Annotated in this window: 15 protein-coding genes; 10 read left to right on the top strand and 5 right to left on the bottom strand. The window is 65.1% G+C overall.

The genetic code is table 11. The features are described 5' to 3' along the window. Positions 1–38 precede the first annotated feature (38 nt). From BMI91_RS01435 to BMI91_RS01415, 5 genes are all read left to right on the top strand, one after another. Positions 39–1,787, top strand: a complete 1,749-nt coding sequence (locus BMI91_RS01435) for an ATP-binding protein (protein ID WP_078603743.1) — start codon at positions 39–41, stop codon at positions 1,785–1,787. Continuing rightward, on the top strand, positions 1,784–3,010 hold the full coding sequence (locus BMI91_RS01430; protein WP_078546775.1) for a sigma-54-dependent transcriptional regulator: 1,227 nt from the start codon (positions 1,784–1,786) through the stop codon (positions 3,008–3,010). The genes BMI91_RS01435 and BMI91_RS01430 overlap by 4 nt, the downstream gene beginning before the upstream one ends. A 219-nt stretch (positions 3,011–3,229) precedes the next feature. Beyond that, entirely contained in the window at positions 3,230–4,240 is a 1,011-nt protein-coding gene (locus BMI91_RS01425; RefSeq protein WP_078603742.1) for a TRAP transporter substrate-binding protein, read from the top strand. A 112-nt stretch (positions 4,241–4,352) separates the two neighbouring features. Continuing rightward, complete coding sequence (locus BMI91_RS01420) at positions 4,353–5,036, top strand: TRAP transporter small permease (protein WP_078599231.1); 684 nt, start codon at positions 4,353–4,355, stop codon at positions 5,034–5,036. Between the two features lie 3 nt (positions 5,037–5,039). After that, on the top strand, positions 5,040–6,428 hold the full coding sequence (locus BMI91_RS01415) for a TRAP transporter large permease (RefSeq protein ID WP_078603741.1): 1,389 nt from the start codon (positions 5,040–5,042) through the stop codon (positions 6,426–6,428). A gap of 319 nt (positions 6,429–6,747) precedes the next feature. On the opposite strand, the gene BMI91_RS01410 is transcribed toward BMI91_RS01415, so the two are convergent. The 3 genes from BMI91_RS01410 to BMI91_RS01400 all read right to left on the bottom strand — a co-directional run bounded on the left by BMI91_RS01410 (position 6,748) and on the right by BMI91_RS01400 (position 9,467). Next, a complete protein-coding gene (locus BMI91_RS01410) occupies positions 6,748–7,293 on the bottom strand; it encodes a bactofilin family protein (RefSeq protein WP_078570328.1) in 546 nt (181 codons plus the stop codon). Beyond that, positions 7,283–8,599 carry a M23 family metallopeptidase gene (locus tag BMI91_RS01405; protein WP_078570329.1) on the bottom strand — a complete coding sequence of 439 codons (1,317 nt, stop codon included), beginning with the start codon at positions 8,597–8,599 and terminating at the stop codon, positions 7,283–7,285. The genes BMI91_RS01410 and BMI91_RS01405 overlap by 11 nt, the downstream gene beginning before the upstream one ends. Positions 8,600–8,963: 364 nt before the next feature. Further along, positions 8,964–9,467 (bottom strand): peroxiredoxin, encoded by a 504-nt coding sequence (locus BMI91_RS01400; protein WP_078603740.1) that lies wholly within the window; start codon positions 9,465–9,467, stop codon positions 8,964–8,966. 179 nt (positions 9,468–9,646) lie between these two features. On the opposite strand from BMI91_RS01400, the gene BMI91_RS01395 reads away from it, so the two are divergent. The 5 genes from BMI91_RS01395 (at position 9,647) to lpdA (ending at position 17,617) form a co-directional block, all read left to right on the top strand. Continuing rightward, positions 9,647–13,042 (top strand): YhdP family protein, encoded by a 3,396-nt coding sequence (locus BMI91_RS01395; RefSeq protein WP_078603739.1) that lies wholly within the window; start codon positions 9,647–9,649, stop codon positions 13,040–13,042. Between the two features lie 8 nt (positions 13,043–13,050). After that, entirely contained in the window at positions 13,051–14,112 is a 1,062-nt protein-coding gene (gene queA, locus BMI91_RS01390) for a tRNA preQ1(34) S-adenosylmethionine ribosyltransferase-isomerase QueA (protein ID WP_078603738.1), read from the top strand. 88 nt (positions 14,113–14,200) lie between these two features. Continuing rightward, positions 14,201–15,514, top strand: coding sequence for an MFS transporter (locus BMI91_RS01385; protein ID WP_078603737.1), 1,314 nt, complete (start codon positions 14,201–14,203; stop codon positions 15,512–15,514). A gap of 87 nt (positions 15,515–15,601) precedes the next feature. Then, positions 15,602–16,186 (top strand): DUF924 family protein, encoded by a 585-nt coding sequence (locus tag BMI91_RS01380; protein ID WP_078603736.1) that lies wholly within the window; start codon positions 15,602–15,604, stop codon positions 16,184–16,186. A 36-nt stretch (positions 16,187–16,222) separates the two neighbouring features. Then, positions 16,223–17,617: a dihydrolipoyl dehydrogenase gene (gene lpdA, locus BMI91_RS01375; RefSeq protein ID WP_078603735.1), complete on the top strand. Its 1,395-nt coding sequence runs from the start codon at positions 16,223–16,225 to the stop codon at positions 17,615–17,617. Between the two features lie 217 nt (positions 17,618–17,834). On the opposite strand, the gene htpX is transcribed toward lpdA, so the two are convergent. Next, complete coding sequence (gene htpX, locus BMI91_RS01370; RefSeq protein WP_078604439.1) at positions 17,835–18,776, bottom strand: zinc metalloprotease HtpX; 942 nt, start codon at positions 18,774–18,776, stop codon at positions 17,835–17,837. Between the two features lie 131 nt (positions 18,777–18,907). Beyond that, the gene (locus BMI91_RS01365) at positions 18,908–19,276 is read right to left on the bottom strand and encodes a rhodanese-like domain-containing protein (protein WP_078603734.1); all 369 of its coding nucleotides are present in this window, start codon (positions 19,274–19,276) and stop codon (positions 18,908–18,910) included. Between the last annotated feature and the right edge of the window lie 194 nt (positions 19,277–19,470).

Genomic DNA, 19,470 nt, shown 5'->3' with positions numbered 1-19,470 from the left:
GCGCGGTAGGCCGCAAGGAAAGGGGCGGGAGAGTGCTGATGCTGGGCCGTGTCGCCATATTGCTGATCTGGATCGCGCTGACGCTCGCCGCCTCTATCGGGGTGTGGCGGGTCTCGGCACGCGAGGGTCTGGCGCGGATCGAAGCGCAGGGGCAATCCGACCTGCGGCTGGCCTCGGATCGTCTGGTGGCCGCGCTGTTGCAGTTTCGCGAGGTGGCGGTGCTGGCGGCCGATCATCCCGACGTCGTGGCGCTGGCGGCGCGGTTCGCCGAAGGGGGGAAGGAGGTCGGCACATGGCGCGATGCGGCGGTGAGCCTGACGCTGCAACGTCTGGCTGATCATGCGGGCGCGCGCGACATCTGGCTGATCGCGCCGGGCGGCACTGTGCTCGCAGGCCCGGCGGATAGCCCTGACCGGGTCACAATGAACCGGGCGCTTTCGCGGGCGGCGCAGGGTGCAACCGGCTCCGAGCATTTCGTGGATCCCGATACCGGCGATCGGCTGTTCGTCTTCGCAGCCCCGGTCTTTGCCTCCGGCGGCAATGTTGCGGGGATCGTTCTGCTGCGGCTGAACGCCGAGGATGTCGAGGCCGAGGGGCGCGGCAACCCGGTGCCGGTCTGGTTCACCGATGATAGCGGCGTGAGTTTCCTGACCAACCGCACCGATCTGGTGCTGCTGTCCGAGCCCGGTGCAAAGCCCGATCCCGCGACCTATCCGGCGGGGTCGCTCGCCGGGGTGCTGCACCTGCGCGAACGCAACCTTGCGGGTCATCGTCTGGTGTCGGGAGATGGCTCGCTTTCCGGTCCCGCACTGGACGTCTCGCGCGCCTTGCCGGTGATCGAGATGGAGGGCCATGCGCTCGCTGCCGCCGACCCGGTGTTGCGCGCGGCGCGGCTTGCGGCGCTTTCGACCGCGGCCGGGTTCCTCGCCGTAGGGGCGGTGATGTTCGCCCTGTGGGAGCGCAGGCAGGCGCTCTCCGAGGCCAATGCCGCGCTCGAGGCTCGCGTGGCGGAGCGCACGGCGGAGCTGTCGACCGCGAACGAGGAATTGCGCCGCACGCAGGCCGAGCTGGTGCAGGCGGGCAAGCTGTCGGCGCTGGGGCAGATGTCGGCGGGGATCAGTCACGAGTTGAACCAGCCGCTGATGGCGATCTCGTCTTATGCCGAGAATGCCGAACTGCTGCTCGATCGCGGTCGGACCGAAGAAGCGGGTGAGACGCTGGGCAAGATCGGGGCGATGGCGCATCGCATGGCGCGCATCATCCGCAACCTGCGCGCATTCGCGCGGCAGGAAAGCGAACCCGCGACCCGCGTCGGGCTGGCGGCGGTGGTGGAAAGCGCGCTGGAGATGCTCGACGAACGACTGCGGCGCGCGGGCGTCACCGTGGACTGGCAGCGCCCCGACTTCCCCGCCATCGTGATGGGTGGCGAGGTGCGGCTGAGTCAGGTCGTCATCAACCTGATCTCGAACGCGATCGAGGCGATGGAAGGCCAGCCCGAGCGCCGCCTGACGATCCGCATGGCGCGCGCGGATGGCATGATCCGCCTGAGCCTGCGCGACACCGGGCCGGGCATTGCCGATCCGGACCGCATCTTCGATCCGTTCTACTCGACCAAGGAGGCGGGATCGGCGGAGGGGCTTGGCCTCGGCCTCTCGATCTCTTACGGGCTGGTGCAAGGGTTCGGCGGCACCCTGCGGGGCGAGAACGTGCCCGGCGGCGGCGCGCGTTTCACCATCGAGTTGCGCGAAGCCACGGCCCAACCCAAACCGATCGAGGTGGAGACATGATGCGCCGGGTTCTCTTTGTCGATGACGACCGCGCGGTGCGCGAGGCGCTGGGCCAGACGCTGGAACTGGCGGGGCTGAAGCCGACGCTCGCGGGCAGCTATATCGAGGCGAAGGACCATATCTCGACCGAGTTCGAAGGGATCGTGGTCACCGATATCCGCATGCCGGGCAAGGACGGGTTCGCGCTGCTGGACCTCGTGCAGAAGGCCGATGCGGAACTGCCCGTGGTCCTGCTGACCGGTGAGGCCGATGTGCCCATGGCGGTGCGTGCGATGGCGGCGGGCGCTTTCGATTTTCTGGAAAAACCCTGCACAGGGAAAGACTTGCTGGCCGTTGTTGAGAAGGCGCTGGAGACCCGCGCGCGGGTGATGGAGGCGCGGTTCTCGCGGGCTGCGGGCAAGCGCGGCGATGCGGCGGCGCGGATTTTGGTCGGTAGCTCTCCGGTGGCCGAGGGCTTGCGCGAAGCCGCCCGTCGCGCCGCGCGCTCGGGCGCCGAGGTGCTGATCACCGGCGCGCCGGGTGCGGGAAATTCTAAGCTCGCCGAGGTGATCCATCTGCTGTCCACCAATGCACGGCGTCCCTTCGTGAAGCTCGCGGCGGCGGGCCTCGACGTCGCGGCGCTGGAGGCAGGCTTCGCGCAGGCCGAGGGCGGCACGCTGTATCTCGACGAGGTGGCCGATCTGCCGCGCCCCGCACAGTTCGCGCTGATCGAATTGCTGGAGACGCGGCCCGCTACGCGCCTCATCGCGGGCACCTATCGCGACCTGCCGGGCGAGGCGCGGGCCGGGCGCTTCCACCCCGATCTCTACTGGCGGCTCGAGGCGTTGAAGGTGCGCATTCCCTCGCTGTCGGAGCGCCCCGAGGATATTCCCGCGCTCTTTCGCCATTACGTCGCTACTGCCTGCGAACAGGCCAATCTGCGCGCCCCCGAAATCCCGCCCGAGATGACCGCGCAGCTGATGGCGCGTGACTGGCCCGGCAACGCCCGCGCGCTGATGTCCGAGGCGATGCGCTTCGCGATGGGCCTTGAGGCGGGGGAGCCGCCCGAGGAGCTGGGCCTGTCCGAGCGTATGGCCGCCGTCGAGAAGTCGCTGCTGGCCGAGGCGCTGACCCGCGCGGGCGGCAATGCGACCGAAGCGGCATCCGCGCTGAAACTGCCGCGCAAAACCTTCTACGACAAGCTCGCGCGCCACGGGCTGCGCCCCGAGGAGTATCGCGACTAGCGGCGGGCGAGGATTCGCACGACGCCGCATCTATCTGTGCGGGATTTCGCACACACCTCCGCGCGTCCTAATGAAGCGTTCCTCCTAAGATCCTGATTTCGAACAGATAATGACTTTTTCACAAGAGTTTCACGAAACAGTTGATCGGATCTCTCGGCGGCTTTCTGCTGACCCCAATGCCGGGGAGGACCGGCGTGACATGAATTCCGGGAGGACATTATGAAGAAATTTACCGCCGCCGTTTCGGCGCTCGCCCTCATGGCTTCGGCTTCGGTCGCAATGGCCGATCCGACGGGCTGCGACGAAGGCGAGATGGTCATCAAGTTCAGCCACGTCACCAATACCGACAAGCACCCGAAAGGGATCGCGGCTGCGCTGTTCGCCAAGCGCGTGAACGAAGAGATGGACGGCAAGGCCTGCGTCGAGGTCTACCCGAACTCGACCCTCTACAACGATGACCAGGTGCTCGAGGCGATGCTGCAGGGCGACGTGCAGATGGCCGCGCCGAGCCTCTCGAAATTCGAGACCTTCACCAAAAAATACCGCATCTTCGATCTGCCCTTCATGTTCAAGAACATGGACGCCGTAGACGAATTCCAGAATTCCGACATCGGTCAGAATATGAAAGAGGCGATGGTGCGTCGTGGTCTGCTGGGCCTCGACTTCTGGCATAACGGCCTCAAGCAGTTTTCGGCCAACAAGCCGCTGCTCGTGCCGGGCGACGCCAAGGGTCTGAAGTTCCGCGTGCAGCCCTCCGACGTGCTGATCGCGCAGATGGAAGCGCTCGACGCGTCGCCGCAGCCGATGGCCTTCTCGGAAGTCTATGGCGCGCTGCAGACCGGCGTTGTCGACGGGCAGGAAAACACCTGGTCGAACATCTACGGTCAGAAGTTCTACGAAGTTCAGGACGGTATCACCGAGACCAACCACGGCCTGCTCGACTACATGGTCGTGACCTCGGTCGACTGGTGGGACAGCCTCGACCCGGCAATGCGCGACCAGATCAAGTCGATCCTCGACGGGGTCACCAAAGAGCGTAACGCCGCGATCAATCAGGTGAACGAAGAGAACCGTCAGGCGATCCTCGATGCCGGTGCGACCATCCGCGAACTGACGCCCGAGCAGCGCCAGCAATGGGTCGATGCGATGAAGCCGGTCTGGGACCAGTTCAAGGATGACGTCGGTCAGGAAAACATCGACGCAGCGCAGGCGATCAACGCCAAGCACTGATCCGAACGGACGGGCGACGACCCCCACTCGTTGCCCGATCTCACGGCGCGCGCGGCCCCCCACATATCCGCGCGCGCCACTTTCAACTCTCGACCTCAGACCGGAGTGAGCCATGAGCCAGCGCTATGAGCCGCGCAACGGGTTTTCGCGGGCGATCCATCATCTGGAGGAGACGCTGATTGCGTTGATCCTCGGCACGATGACCGTGATCACCTTCGTCAATGTCGTGCTGCGCTACGTCTTCAACTCCTCGCTGATCTGGGGGCTGGAGACGACGTTGATCCTCTTCGCCTGGCTGGTTCTGCTGGGCATGAGCTACGCGGTGAAAGTGACCGCGCATCTCGGCGTCGACGCGATCATCAACATGCTGCGCCCAGGGCCGCGTAAGGCCATGAGCCTCGTCGCGGCGGGCCTGTGCATTCTCTACGCGGTGCTGCTGCTGAAAGGCGCATGGGATTACTGGGCCCCCTTCGCGGGCTTCGATCAGACCTCGGGCCGCTGGTTCCCGACGGGCTTTCAGGACACCCGCGATCGCGCCTTCTACGAGACCGATCAGGTGCCGATCGCGCATTGGCTCGCCGTCTGGCTGGGGGATCGGTTCAACATGGGCGAGGCCTATGACAAACTGCCGCGCTTCATCCCTTACCTGATCCTGCCGATCGGCGTGACGCTTCTGCTGATCCGCTTCGTGCAGGCGGCAATCGGGGTCGCCGTGGGCAGCCGCGCGGCGCTGATCGTGAGCCACGAAGCCGAAGACCAAGTGGCCGACGTGGCCCATATCAACAAGGGTGACTGAGGCATGGATATCCTGTTCCTTTTCGTGATGGTGATCGGCTTCATGCTGATCGGCGTGCCGATCGCGGTCTCTCTGGGTCTCGCGTCGACGCTGTTCCTGCTGATCTTCTCGGACGCCTCGCTCGCCTCCATCGCCCAGTCGCTCTACGACGCGATGGACAACCACGCGACGCTGCTGGCGATCCCGTTCTTCATCCTCGCCTCGAGCTTCATGTCGACGGGCGGGGTGGCGCAGCGCATCATCCGCTTCGCCATCGCCGTGGTGGGCCACCTGCCGGGCGGTCTGGCCATCGCGGGCGTCTTCGCCTGTATGCTGTTCGCCGCGCTTTCGGGCTCGTCGCCCGCGACCGTGGTCGCCATCGGCTCCATCGTCATCGCGGCGATGCGGCAGGTGGGCTACTCGAAGGATTTCGCCGCTGGCGTGATCTGTAACGCGGGCACGCTCGGCATCCTGATCCCGCCGTCGATCGTGATGGTGGTCTATGCTTCGGCGACCGACGTATCGGTGGGCCGGATGTTCCTCGCGGGCGTCATTCCGGGCCTTCTGGCGGGCGTGATGCTGATGGCCACGATCCTGTTCTTCGCGATCAAGCGCAACCTGCCGAAAGGCGAGTGGCAAGGCTGGGGCGAAGTCGCCGCAAGCTTCGTCGACGCGTTCTGGGGCCTGATGCTGATCGCGATCATCATGGTCGGCCTCTACGGCATTCCCGGCATCACCGGCGGCATCTTCACCCCCACCGAGGCCGCTGCCGTCGCCGCCGTCTATGCGTGGTTCGTCGCGAACTTCATCTATCGCGACATGGGCCCGCTCGACGAGGGCGAGCAGAAAACCTCGCTTCTGAAGAAGCCGCAGGCGATCTTCACCGCGATCTGGCACAGGGGCACGCGCGATACGCTGTTCGAGGCGGGCAAGCTGACCATCACGCTGATGTTCATCATCGCCAATGCGCTGATCCTGAAGCACGTCCTGACCGACGAGCAGATCCCGCAGAAGATCACCGAGGCCTTGCTTGGTGCGGGTCTGGGCAAGATCATGTTCCTCGTGATCGTCAACATCATCCTGCTGATCGGCGGCCAGTTCATGGAACCCTCGGGCCTGATCCTGATCGTCGCGCCGCTGGTCTTCCCGATCGCGATCGAGCTGGGCGTCGATCCGATCCATCTCGGCATCATTATGGTGGTGAACATGGAGATCGGGATGATCACGCCACCGGTGGGGCTAAACCTGTTCGTGACTTCCGGGGTGGCGGGGATGCCGATCATGCGGGTCGTGAAAGCGGCCGCGCCCTTCCTCGCCGTGCTCTTCGTCTTCCTGATCCTGGTCACCTATGTGCCATTCCTGTCGACTTGGCTGCCGACGATGGCGATGGGGCCGGAGACGGTCGTGAAATAAACCGCGCGGGGCAGGGGCCGACCCGGCCCGATTGCCCCGCCATTCTGACCTGGCGCGCCCGTGGCACTCCCACGCGGCGCGCTTTTCTATGAGGGTAGGTCTAGGGGGGCTCTGCCCCCCGCGCTGCGCGCGCCCCCCGGGATATTTCCGCCAAGCCGAAAGAATATCCCGTGTTTTCGGCTTGGTCGAAATATCCCGGGGTGAATTCGCGGATGCGAAGAGGGGCAGCGCCCCTGTTGCCCGCCTCGCCGCATGTACCGGCGCAAAATAAAAGGGCGACCCGATCGGCCGCCCCTCCTGCTCTGGCTATCGCCTGATTTTATTTCTGTTCCGACCCCGTCGGCGCCGGCGCTGCGGCGGCGGTCTCGGAGGCCGGGGGCGCGAGTTTCCGCGTGCCCTGACCAGTTTGCAGCGGGTCGTCCTGACGCTGCACCGAACCTTCGAAATGCGCACCGCTTTCGATGGCGATGGTCTTGTGGATGATGTCGCCTTCGACGCGCGCGGTCGAGGTCAGGCGCACCTTCAGGCCGCGCACACGGCCCACGACGCGGCCGTTGACCACGACGTCGTCCGCCATGATCTCACCCTTGATCGTGGCGCTTTCGCCGACGGTCAGCAGATGGGCGCGGATGTCGCCTTCGACGGTGCCTTCGATCTGGATGTCGCCGGTCGTCTTGACGTTGCCGGTGATGGTCAGATCCGAGGAGAGAACCGAGGGTGCGGGCTTCGAGCGCGGCGCGGCGCTCGGCGTGTAGTCGCTCGAGCTGGACGTCGGGCGGCTCGGAGTGGTCGAGCTCTCACCGGTTTTGGGCTTGTCGCCGTCGGCCTTGGGGCCCGGTTCATGGATTTTCGATTTAGAAAACATTCTTACCAGCCTTGATGAAGGTCATCGGGTTAATTGGCTTGCCTCCGAGCCGGATCTCGTAGTGCAGATGCGGTCCCGTGGAGTGTCCGGTATTGCCCATATCAGCAATCCACTCGCCTTGCGACACTTTTTGCCCGACTTTCACGTGGAATTTGTTGAGGTGGCCGTAGCGGGTGGTGATGCCGAACTCGTGGCGGATCTTGACGATATTGCCGTAGCCACGCTCGTGCTCGGCGGCGATCACGACGCCATCGGCAGGAGCATAGACCTTGGTGCCGATCGGGGCGGCCATATCGACGCCCTCATGCATCCGGCCCCAGCGCCAGCCGAAGGGCGACGAGAAGCGGAAATGCGCCTTCACGGGCATCGAGAAGGGCAGCTTGTCGACGGCGATGCGATACATGTTCATCTCGTCGAGCTTGCGCAGGATGTTCTCGGCGCGCGCGGTGTCGCCATCGAGATCGGCCGTGCCCTTGGTCGAGAGCGAGATCGGCGAGAGCGGCCCGCCGGTGCCCGAATAGCCCCGTTTGATTTCCTTGAGGACGTGATCGGGGTCCATGCCGGCCTGTTTGAAGACCTTGTCGAGCGGCTCCATCGAGATTTTCACCGCCCCTTCGAGCGTGGTGAAGATTTCGTCGTTGCGCTGTTCGAGGAGACGCTTCTGCAGGGCGATCTTGTCCATCTGCAGCTGCGCGGTCTTGGCATCGGCATTCGCCGTGTCGCGTTCCTTCGCGGTCTCGCCGAGCGCGGTGGACAGCATATCGACCGTCTTTTCCATGTCCTCGGCGCGGGCGATCGGCGTCGGACCCGCGTCTGGGCCTTTGCCCTCGGCCTTGGCCAACGCGAGCCGGGCGGTGTCGCGCTCGTCCATGGTGCGGCGCAGGGTGGCCTGGATCACGCCGATCCCGGTTTCCAGCTCGCGCTTGCGCTCTTCCGAGGCGAGCAGCGTGGATTGCATCTTCGAGACCTGCTCGAGGGCGGTCTGGAAACGGTCCTGTGCGGCAAGGGCTTCGGCGGCGCGGGCGTCGCGCTCTTGCGAGAGCGCGTCGAGGCGACGCTCGAAGGCGAGTTTCGCAACCTTGTCGTTCTGCTCGGCCCCGCCGGAGGAAATCCCGTCGATGAAGAGCATCGAGGTTGCGGCCATCGACCACACGAACACGCCTGCGCCGATCGCCAGTACACTCGCTTGGGTGAGGGGGCGCAGTCGGACGAACCGCGTGGCGCTGTCTGATTTCAGAAACAGCCGCTGTTCGGGCAGGATGCGCTCGAGACGGGTGTTCAGGCGGTCGAGAATGCGTCTAGGCAAGCCGGTCGGTCCTGTGTTTGTTGCGGATCAAGCGCGGCCACGGGGCCGCACGTCACTTGCGGCGGCGCACCCGTCCTGCTTGTGGATAAGTCCTCCGCCCTTGAGCAATGGGATTACCAAGGGGGGCAGGTCCGGGCAACCTCTTTCCCCCTCGCATTTGGTCACGGTTCCCTCGCGCGCGCGGTATGAGCGGTTTTCTGCCCAAAAGGGAGGGTGGCCCGGCGGTTTCGTCCCAGCTGGTCATCTGGGCGTCACGTTGGTGTGATCCGCACTTGCCGATGGGCGCGCGCCGCACGACGCCCCCGCGGCGCGAAATCTGTCGCCCGCCGGGGTGCCATGCGGGGCGCTGCGCCCGAGGGGCGGCTCAGCCCAGGTCGCGGGCGGCTTCGAGCACCTCTTCGGCGTGGCCTTTGACTTTCACTTTCGGCCAAACCCGCGCGACGTTGCCGTCCGCGCCGATCAGGAAAGTCGCGCGAACAATGCCCCAGAAGGTTTTGCCATACATCGATTTTTCGGCCCAGACGCCATAGCTTTCGCAGGTCTCGCCACCATCATCCGAGGCGAGATAGATGCCCAGATCATGCTTGGCGCAGAAATTCTCGTGCTTCTTCAGGCTGTCTTTCGAAATGCCGATGACGACGACGCCGGCCTCGGCGAAATCCGGGGCGAGCCGGGTGAAATCGAGCGCCTCGGTGGTGCAGCCGGGCGTGTTGTCCTTGGGGTAGAAATACAGCACGACCCGACGGCCGGCAAAGGCCGACAGTGTCAGATTGCCGTCTTCCGTGATCGGATTTCCGAGCGTTTCGAAGCTCTTGCCGCCCGTAGCGGGAAGGGTGAACTCCGGCGCTTTTTCGCCTGTCTCGATCATTGGGGAACCTCCTTGCAGTTTCGGGGCTTACTTTCCACGCCCGGTTGCGCGAGACTTAACCACGAGGCAGGAGACCCGGGCAAGACCGCGCGCGGTGGGCCCGGCATAAGAGACGGGGTCGGCACGCGCCGCCGCCGAGGGAGAAAAAGCCCCGATCCAAAGGGCGCAAGACGAACGGTATGGAGAGACAGCGTCCCGATAGTCGCGAAACGTCCGGCACGCCCGAGAGGGCGAGCGATGCGTCGTTGAGCGATGCCGAGACGCCCAAATCCGAAGCCGAGACCCAGCCCGGGACAGAGACGCCGGTGAGCCGTGGCCGCCGTGCCCGCACCGGTCTGCTTCTTGTTCTCAGCTTCCTGTTTCTTGGGGGCGTGGCTGCCGGCGCCTTTCTTGTCATCACGCATCGCGCGGTCGCCGTGCCGCAATGGATCGTCGCGCGCATCGAGACCCGCGCAAATGACGCCTTGCAAGGCCAGATGCGGGTCCGGCTGTCCGGCGGGATCGATCTTTACATCGACGACGGCATCCGCCCCCGGATCCGACTGAACACGGTGCGGCTGGAGCGGCCCTCGGGTCTGCCGATCGCGGTCCTGCCGGAATTGCGCATGACGCTCTGGGCGGAGCCTTTGCTGCGCGGGCGGATAGAGCCGCGCTCGTTTCGGCTGCGCGGGGCGAGCCTGTCGCTGCATCGTCTGCCCGACGGCAATCTGGATCTCGATTTCGGTGGCGGCAATCGCTTCGCCAATATCGACTTGAACAACGCTTCCGATCTCATTGAGACCTTTGAAAAAACTCTTGAGGTTCCGGCGCTGTCCCGGCTGCAGCAGATCAGCGCGGAAGACCTGCAAATCCGGCTGATGGACGAGCGGCTCGACCGGCTCTGGAAGGTCACCGATGGCCGCTTCAAGCTGACTCAAAGCGACAGTGAAATCTCGGTCGCGCTGGGGTTCGATCTGGGCAGCGGGCAGACGAAACCGGCGCAGGTCGCGCTGTCGATGACCACGCAGAAAGCCAGCCGTGAAGCCAGTTTCGGGGCCGCGGTGACTGCGCTTCCGGCGCGCGATCTGGCGGTTCAGGCCCCGGCGCTCGCGGCGCTCGGCGTGCTCGATGCGCCGATCTCAGGGGCACTGCGTTCGGGGCTCAACGACAAGGGCGAGCTGACCGGGATGAACGCGATGCTCGAGATCGGGCGCGGCGCGATCCGGCCCAATGAGGGCGTGAACCCGATCCCGATCGAGAACGGCAAGCTTTATCTCAACTACGATCCGAAACGGCAGCGCGTCGAGGTCTCGACGCTTTCGCTCAACAGCCGGGCGCTGCGCCTGAAAGCGGCGGGCCACACCTATCTGCGCGATCTCGAAGGCGGGGTGCCGCAGAAGATCGTCGGCCAGATCGCGATTTCTGATCTGCAGCTCGATCCGGCGGGCCTGTTCGAGAGCCCGGTGCAATTCGCACAAGGCGCGGTCGATTTCCGGCTGAACCTCGATCCGTTCCGCATCGATATCGGCCAGCTGGAACTCAACGACCAGGGCGACACGACGATCTCGGCGAGCGGCAAGGTCAGCGCGGAAAAGGACGGCTGGAAAGTCGCGCTCGATGCCGGGATCGACCAGATCGACCAGACCAAGCTGCTCGCGCTCTGGCCGCCGGCGGTCGTGCCGAAGACCCGCGAATGGCTTGAGAAGAACGTGACCACGGGCCAGTTGCGCAATGCCCGCGTGGCGCTGCGGCTGGTGCCGGGCGCGCAGCCTAAACTGGCGCTCGGCTATGAGTTCCGAGGCGCGGATGTGCGGATCATCAAGACCCTGCCGCCCGTGCAGCAGGGCCGAGGTTTTGCCACGATCATCGACACGCGGCAGGCGCTCAAGGTCGAGGAGGGGCATGTGACCGCGCCGTCGGGCGGGCGCATCGAGGTGACGGGCTCGTCGCTCATCGTGCCCGATATCCGCATCAAGCCCGCTCCGGCGAAGGTCACGCTGATGACGCGCTCGCCGATCCCGGCGGCCCTGTCGCTGCTCGATCAGCCGCCATTCGAATTCCTCAGCAAGGCGGGCATGAGCACCGATGTGGCGCAGGGCTGGGCCGAGGCGCGCTCGGTGATCCGCTTGCCGCTGAAGCCCAATGTGCCGCAGGATGAGATCGATTTCGACGTGACCGCCCGGCTGACCGAGGTGAAAAGCGACACGCTGGTTCCCGACCGGTCGCTGCGGTCCGATTTGTTGACGCTGAAGGCCGATCCCCAAGGGATGACGATCTCGGGCAAGGGCACTCTGTCCGGTGTCGGGTTCGATGCCGCCTGGACGCAGAAATTCGGGCCCGAGAACAAGGGGCGTTCTGAGGTCGCGGGCACGGTCGATGTCAGCCCCGATGGGCTCGAACGGCTGGGGATCGCGCTGCCCAACGGCATGGTGCGCGGTTCGGGTAAGGGCCGTATCGCGCTTGATTTGCGCAAGGATCAACCGACGCGGTTCACCTTCGCGAGCGCGTTGCAGGGGATCCGCCTGTCGATCCCGGAAATCGGCTGGAGCAAAGCGCCGGGCAGTGCGGGCGATCTGAAAATGTCCGGCACGCTTGGCGCTCCGCCGCAGGTCGACAGCCTGTCGCTGAGTGCTGCGGGGCTGAAGACGCAGGGCGACATCACCTTGAACAAGGGCGGCGGGCTGAACCGGGCGCGGTTCTCGAGCCTGAGCGTCGGCAACTGGTTCTCCGGCAGCGTCGATCTGATCGGTCAGGGCAAGGCGCGCCCGCCGAAAGTGAATGTCACCTCGGGCAGGCTGGACCTCGCTAAGGCGGATTTGGGCGGTGGTGCGGGTGCTAGCGCGGGCGGTGCCGGCACGGCGATCAGCGCGTCGCTCGACCGGGTGCAGATCACGGATGGCATCGCGCTGACGGGCTTCCGGGGCGATTTCAACACGCGGGGCGGTCTCTCGGGCCGGTTCCAGGGGCAGTTGAACGGCAGCGCGCCGATCGACGGCACGGTGATCCCGGCGGCAGGCGGGCGCGTCTCGGTGCGCGCGCAAACCCGCGACGCAGGCCGCGCGCTGGCGGCGACCGGGATCTTCACCAAGGCCCGCGGCGGGCAGGGCGCGCTGGTGCTGACGCCACTGGGACAGAAAAGCTATGACGGCAAGCTCACGGTCGCAAACCTGCGGGTGAAGGACGCGCCGGTTCTGGCCTCGCTCCTGTCGGCGGCCTCGGGCGTCGGTCTGCTGGAGCAGCTCAGCGGCGATGCCATCCTGTTCAGCTCGGTCGATGGAGCCTTCCGCTTGACGCCCAACGGGGTGAGTGTCACACGGGGCGCCGCCGTGGGGGCCTCTATGGGGGTGACGATGACGGGCAACTATTACCCGCAATCGAAGACACTGAACATGAAGGGCGTGATCTCGCCTTTCTATCTCGTGAACGGGATCGGTCAGGTCATCTCCAAGCAAGGCGAGGGGCTTTTCGGGTTCAACTACTCGCTGCGCGGAAGCTCCGATGCGCCGAAGGTTTCGATCAACCCGCTCTCGGTGCTCGCGCCGGGCGGTCTGCGCGAGTTGTTCCGGGCGGGGCCGCCCAAGGTGCTGAGCGAATAAGGCTGACGATGAAGCTAGACGATTTCGATTTCGAGCTCCCCGAGGGGCTGATTGCGACGCGGCCTGCGCGCCCGCGCGATGCGGCGCGGCTGCTGCTGGCCGAGGGCGATGCGATCCACGACCGCCATGTGCGCGATCTGATCGACATCTTCCGCCCCGGCGACCGGCTGGTGCTCAACAACACCAAGGTGATCCCGGCGCGGCTGGCAGGCACCCGGACCCGGCAAAGCGCGCAGGGCGAGGTGGTCGCGAAGGTCGAGGTGACGCTTCTGGAACCCGCACCGGGCGGCGAATGGTCGGCGCTGGCCAAGCCTTTGCGCAAGGTGAAGGAGGGCGAGGAGATCGTCTTCTCCGACGCGCTCTCGGCCAGGGTCGAGGCTATCGAGAACGGCCAGCTGCGGCTCAGCTTCAATCTGTCGGGCGAGGATTTCGACGCGGCGCTGGCCGAGGCGGGCGCGATGCCGCTGCCGCCCTATATCGCGGCGCTGCGTGCCCCCGATGACGAGGACAAGCGCGATTACCAGACCGTCTTCGCGCGCCATTCCGGCGCGGTCGCGGCTCCGACCGCCAGCCTGCATTTCACCCGCGAGCTGCTGGAGGCGTTGGCCGCCAAGGGCGTGGAGTTCACCGAAGTCACGCTCCATGTCGGCGCGGGCACCTTCCTGCCGGTGAAGGTCGAGGACGTCACCACCCACAAGATGCATGCCGAATGGGGCGAGGTGAGCGAACAGGCGGCGGCCGAGATCAACGCGACCAAACAGGCGGGCGGCCGCGTCATTCCCGTGGGCACCACCGCGCTGCGCCTGATCGAGAGCGCCGCGCGCGCCGAGGGTGGCGCGAAAGGCCATATCGTGCCTTTCCGCGACGCCACCGACATCTTCATCTATCCCGGCTTCGAGTTTCGCATCACCGATGCGCTGATGACGAATTTCCACCTGCCGAAATCGACGCTGCTGATGCTGGTCTCGGCTTTGATGGGCCAGGACCGTATACGCGAAATTTACGATCATGCGGTTAAGACGGGCTATCGTTTCTTCTCTTACGGCGATGCGTCGCTTCTAATTCCGTAGAGTCGCTTTCAGGGCTTGGAAATGTCTCCGCTGCGGACTAGATGCCGCGACACGACGCAATCCAAATCAGTCCCCGGGAGTCCAAGACATGTTGTTAGTGCTGCGCCAGACATGGCCGCTATTGCTGGGCATCATGCTCTTGATGGTCGGCAACGGGATGCAGGGCACGCTGCTTGGTATCCGCGGCAAGATCGAGGGTATCGACACTTTCTACATGTCGCTCGTCATGTCGGCCTATTTCGCGGGCTTCCTGTTCGGGTCGCGCATGGTGCCGGAGATGATCGCGCGCGTCGGTCACGTGCGGGTCTTCGCGGCGCTCGGCTCACTGATCTCGGCGATCCTCGTCCTTTATGCCGCCTTCCCGAACTGGCCCTCCTGGGTGGCGTTGCGCGTGCTGATCGGCTTCTCCTTCTCGGGCGTGTATATCACGGCGGAAAGCTGGCTGAACGCGGGCTCGACCAACGAGACGCGCGGGCAGGCGCTGTCGCTCTACATGATCATGCAGATGTTCGGCATCGTGACGGCGCAGGCGCTGCTGAACGTGGGCGATCCGGCGGGCTATCTCCTCTTCGTGATCCCCTCGGTGCTGGTGTCGCTGTCCTTCACGCCGATCCTGCTCGCGGCCTCGCCCGCACCCAGCTTCGAGACGATCCAGCGCATGACCTTCAAGCGGCTCTGGGAAGCCTCGCCGCTGGGTATGGTGGGGATCTTCCTGCTGGGCGGCATCATCTCGGCGATGTTCGGCATGGCCTCGGTCTGGGGCACCGCTGAAGGGCTCAACGTGAAGCAGATTTCGGCCTTCGTGGCGGCGATCTATGTGGGCGGCCTCTTCCTGCAATATCCGATTGGCTGGGCTTCGGATCGGATGGACCGGCGCCGCGTGATCATGGGCGCGGCGCTTGTAGGTGCGGTAGTGACCTTCGCGATCTTCGCGACGAACCCGCCCTTCTGGGTGCTGCTGATCGGGGCTGCGCTGATCGGCGGTGTGGCCAACCCGCTCTATTCGCTGCTGATCGCCTATACGAATGACTATCTCGATTATTCCGATATGGCGTCCGCTTCGGCGGGGCTGATGTTCATCAACGGGCTTGGTGCGGTGGCGGGGCCGCTGGTGACCGGTTGGCTCATGAGCGTCATGGGACCGGGCGGGTTTTTCCTCTATATCGGGGTGCTCTGTGCCGGGATCGCGGGCTATGCCGCGTGGCGGATGACGCGCCGCGAAGCGCCTTCGGCGGACGAGACCGGCTCCTACACGCTGCTTTCGCCGACGGCGACGGCGGTCGCGGTCGAGGCCCGTCTCGAAGTCGCTCAGGAGGAAGCGGAGGCGGAAGCCGAAGCGGAAGCCGAGGCCGAGGCGGAAGAGCCGTCCGAGGCCGACAAGCGCACCGAGACCACCGGCTGACGCAAGCCCCCTTTGCCTGCCCCTGCGCTTGCCCTACCATGATCTGAAGATCAGGCGGGGCAGGCACGGCAGGGGAGGGCCGTTACCATGGATCGCATCAACGAGATTATACGCTTCTGGCGTATCGAGGTCGGCGAGAAATACTGGTATCAGTCGAGCGAGCAGATCGACGCCGCGATCCGGCGTCGCTATGCGCCGCTCTGGCAGGTGGGCGCGCAAGGCGCGCTGAGCGAATGGGAGCGTAACGCCGAGGGCGCGCTGGCGCTTTTGTTGCTGCTCGATCAGTTCCCGCGCAACATGTTTCGCGAAGACCCGCGCGCCTTTCAGACCGACCCAATGGCGCGCCGCCATGCCGATCGCGCGATTGCCGAAGGGTTCGACCTGCAGATCGGCCCGCCGCTGCAGCAATTCTTCTACCTGCCTTTCATGCATTCCGAGGAACTTGCGGATCAGGATCGTGCTGTGTCGCTGTTCGCCGAGCGATGGCGCTCGGAGGATAACCTGCGCCATGCGCGCGCACATCGTTCAGTGATCGAACGGTTCGGGCGCTTCCCTTGGCGCAATTCCGCGCTAGATCGCGAAACGACGCCCGAGGAACAGGCATTTATGGAACAGGGCGGCTACTGCAAAGCGCTTGCGGATGCGGATGAGTTGAAGCTGTCCGTAAAATAGTTTAATGCCAAACCAGTTTCTGACCGGAGGGAAGACATGGCATCGAAAAGCTACGACATGATTGTGATCGGGGCAGGGCCGGGGGGCTATGTCAGCGCCATCCGGGGCGCACAGCTGGGCCTCAAGGTCGCGATCGTAGAGCGCGAGCATCTGGGCGGCATCTGCCTCAACTGGGGCTGTATCCCCACGAAGGCGCTGCTGCGCTCCGCCGAGGTGTTCCACCTGATGGAGCGCGCGAAGGATTTCGGCCTCAGCGCCGAGAAGTTCGGCTATGACCTGGACGCGGTGGTGAAACGCTCGCGCGGGGTGGCCAAGCAGCTCGCCTCCGGCGTCGGCCACCTTCTCAAGAAGAACAAGGTCGATGTCGTGATGGGCACCGCGAAACTTGCCGGCAAGGGCAAGGTTTCGGTGAAAACCGACAAGGGCACCGAGGAACTCACCGCCAAGAACATCGTGCTGGCCACCGGCGCGCGGGCACGTAACCTGCCGGGGCTCGAGGCCGACGGCAAGCGCGTCTGGTCCTACAAGCACGCGCTCAACCCGCCGCACGAGCCGAAGAAGCTGCTGGTCATCGGCTCTGGCGCGATCGGCATCGAATTTGCCAGCTTCTTCAACACGCTGGGCGCCGAGACGACCGTCGTCGAGGTGATGGATCGCGTCCTGCCCGTCGAAGACGAGGAAATCTCGAAATTCGCCAAGAAGCAGTTCGAGAAGCAGGGCATGACGATCCGCGAGAAGACCACCGTGACCAAGCTCGACCGCAAGGCCGACAAGGTCATCGCGACGCTCGACAAGGGTGGCAAGACCGAGACGCTGGAGGTCGATACCGTGATCTCCGCCGTGGGCATCGTCGGCAATGTCGAGGATCTGGGCCTTGAAGAGGCGGGCGTGAAGGTCGACCGCACCCATGTCGTGACCGACGAATACTGCCGCACCGGCGTCGACGGGCTCTATGCTATCGGCGATATCGCGGGCGCACCGTGGCTCGCGCACAAGGCGAGCCATGAGGGCGTGATGGTGGCCGAGCTGATCGCGGGCAAGCACGCCCATCCGGTCAAGCCGGGCTCGATCGCGGGCTGCACCTATTGCCAGCCGCAGGTCGCCTCGGTCGGCATGACCGAAGCGAAGGCGAAAGAGGCGGGCTACGACATCAAGGTCGGCCGCTTTCCCTTCATCGGCAACGGCAAGGCGATTGCCTTGGGCGAGAGCGAAGGTCTGGTGAAGACCGTGTTCGACGCGAAGACCGGCGAATTGCTGGGCGCGCATATGGTCGGCGCGGAAGTGACCGAGCTGATCCAGGGCTATGTCGTGGGTCGTCAGCTCGAGACCACCGAGGAAGACCTGATGAACACCGTCTTCCCGCACCCGACCCTGTCGGAGATGATGCACGAGTCGGTGCTCGACGCTTACGGGCGCGCGATCCACTTCTGATCGGATGTGCCGAGAAATACGAAAGGCCGGGGGAGACCCCGGCCTTTTTGTTTTGGTGGTAAGGGACGCGCCCGAGCCTCGGGTGGGCGCTGCGCGTCGCCTGTGGTCGGGCGGTTTATCCCGCAAGCCCGCAAGTCGGATGTGCCCGCGCGGCATCGCCAATGCGCCCTCCCGGGGGGAGGTCGGGCGCGGCCCGGGGCTGGTCGCCCCGTGCCGGTTATGACCAAGGCCCGTTCTTGCCCTTCCGCCGCACCTTCGGCATCGAGCGCGCGCCGCTCCAATCGCCCGCCTCAGGCGCGGGAGCTGCGCGCTCACGACGCTCACCCGTACCGCCTACCATCTGGCGTAGGGCGGCCACGCGGTTCTCGGTCGAGGGGTGGGTGGCGAACAGGTTATCCGCGCCATGCCCGCTCAGCGGGTTGATGATGAACATATGCGCGGTCGCGGGATTGCGCTCGGCGGCGACATTCTCGACCCGGCGCGCGCCCGCCTCGATCCGCTGCAGCGCCGAGGCGAGCCAGAGCGGATTGCCACAGATCGCAGCGCCTTCCTTGTCGGCCGCATATTCGCGGGTGCGCGAGATCGCCATCTGCACCAGCGCCGCCGCCATCGGGGCGAGGAACATCATCGCCAGCGTCCCCATGATCCCCATCCGCTCGCGCGAGCCGCCGAAGAACAGGGCGAAATTCGCCAGCATCGAGATCGCACCGGCGAAGCTCGCTGTAACCGTCATGATCGCGGTGTCGCGGTGCTTGATATGGGCCAGCTCGTGGGCGATCACGCCCGACAGCTCCTCGCGCGACAGGCTCTGCATCAACCCGGCGGTCACCGCCACGGCGGCGTTCTCGGGGTTGCGGCCGGTGGCGAACGCGTTGGGCTGCGGCGTGTCGATCAGGTAGACGGCGGGCATCGGCAGATCGGCATTCTTCGCCAGTTGGCCCACCAGCGCATTCAGCCCCGCGCGGTCGCCCGGCGCCACCAGATGCGCGTTATGCATCCGCAGCACCATCTTGTCCGAATTCCACCACGAAAAGACATTCATCCCGGCGGCGAAGATCAGCGCGATCACCATGCCGGTCGCGCCCCCCATCAGGTAGCCCAACCCCATGAACAGCGCCGTCATCGCCGCCATCAGCATCGCAGTCTTGGCATATCCCATCGTGATCATCTCCACGCGAAAACAACTGGTCTCGATATAGGCACGCGCCGCGCCCGCGCAATTCCGCGGGGCGCGCAAAACAAAAGGGGCCCCGGCGGGACCCCTTCAAAATAATGCGATGCAGCGCGCGATCAGCGTTCGATCTCGCCACCACCAGCGTGCCAGTCATGCAGGCCGCCGATGTTGTAGACATGCTCGTAGCCCAGTTGGGCGAGCATCTGCGCCGCACCTGCCGAACGCGCGCCCGAGGCGCAATAGAGGGCGACCGGCTTCGCGGTGTCCAGCTCGGGATGCTTTTCGGGGCTCGAAGGATCGGCCTTCATGCGGATGGTCGCGAGCGGGATATGCAGCGCGCCCTTGGCCTTGCCCGAGCTTTTGACTTCCATGCCCTCGCGCACGTCGACGACGGTCAGCTCGCCGGCTTTCGCCTTGGCAACGGCGTCTTTTGCCGAGATTTTTTCCACGCGGCCACCGCCGGACGGACGAAGGAAGTTCAGCATCTCAATACCTCTTGCGTTCGCTGGACCCGAAAGATCCGTTTCCCGCCTCATGTGGCAAATGCCGGGAGGCTTTCAAGAGTATTAGCGCGGAACGGGGTGAAAATACATTCAAGAAATGGAATTTAAAGCCGATCTGCCACGATTTTGATCGTGCTGCGAGGCGGGCGGGCGGCGCGCGGATTGCGGCCCGCATG

The organism is Thioclava sediminum, assembly GCF_002020355.1.
Taxonomy (GTDB): Bacteria; Pseudomonadota; Alphaproteobacteria; order Rhodobacterales; family Rhodobacteraceae; genus Thioclava; species Thioclava sediminum.
The sequence above is the reverse complement of the archived record's forward strand: the minus strand, read 5'-3'. Positions and strand labels throughout refer to the sequence as shown.

What these genes read in the sequence shown, in the direction of transcription:
- htpX (WP_078604439.1), bottom strand. Translation starts at nt 18,776, where the DNA reads ATGGGATATGCCAAGACTGCGATGCTGATGGCGGCGATGACGGCGCTG.
- BMI91_RS01365 (WP_078603734.1), bottom strand. Translation starts at nt 19,276, where the DNA reads ATGCTGAACTTCCTTCGTCCGTCCGGCGGTGGCCGCGTGGAAAAAATC.
- BMI91_RS01380 (WP_078603736.1), top strand. Translation starts at nt 15,602, where the DNA reads ATGGATCGCATCAACGAGATTATACGCTTCTGGCGTATCGAGGTCGGC.
- BMI91_RS01425 (WP_078603742.1), top strand. Translation starts at nt 3,230, where the DNA reads ATGAAGAAATTTACCGCCGCCGTTTCGGCGCTCGCCCTCATGGCTTCG.
- BMI91_RS01395 (WP_078603739.1), top strand. Translation starts at nt 9,647, where the DNA reads ATGGAGAGACAGCGTCCCGATAGTCGCGAAACGTCCGGCACGCCCGAG.
- BMI91_RS01400 (WP_078603740.1), bottom strand. Translation starts at nt 9,467, where the DNA reads ATGATCGAGACAGGCGAAAAAGCGCCGGAGTTCACCCTTCCCGCTACG.
- BMI91_RS01430 (WP_078546775.1), top strand. Translation starts at nt 1,784, where the DNA reads ATGATGCGCCGGGTTCTCTTTGTCGATGACGACCGCGCGGTGCGCGAG.
- BMI91_RS01385 (WP_078603737.1), top strand. Translation starts at nt 14,201, where the DNA reads ATGTTGTTAGTGCTGCGCCAGACATGGCCGCTATTGCTGGGCATCATG.
- queA (WP_078603738.1), top strand. Translation starts at nt 13,051, where the DNA reads ATGAAGCTAGACGATTTCGATTTCGAGCTCCCCGAGGGGCTGATTGCG.
- BMI91_RS01420 (WP_078599231.1), top strand. Translation starts at nt 4,353, where the DNA reads ATGAGCCAGCGCTATGAGCCGCGCAACGGGTTTTCGCGGGCGATCCAT.
- BMI91_RS01435 (WP_078603743.1), top strand. Translation starts at nt 39, where the DNA reads ATGCTGGGCCGTGTCGCCATATTGCTGATCTGGATCGCGCTGACGCTC.
- lpdA (WP_078603735.1), top strand. Translation starts at nt 16,223, where the DNA reads ATGGCATCGAAAAGCTACGACATGATTGTGATCGGGGCAGGGCCGGGG.
- BMI91_RS01410 (WP_078570328.1), bottom strand. Translation starts at nt 7,293, where the DNA reads ATGTTTTCTAAATCGAAAATCCATGAACCGGGCCCCAAGGCCGACGGC.
- BMI91_RS01415 (WP_078603741.1), top strand. Translation starts at nt 5,040, where the DNA reads ATGGATATCCTGTTCCTTTTCGTGATGGTGATCGGCTTCATGCTGATC.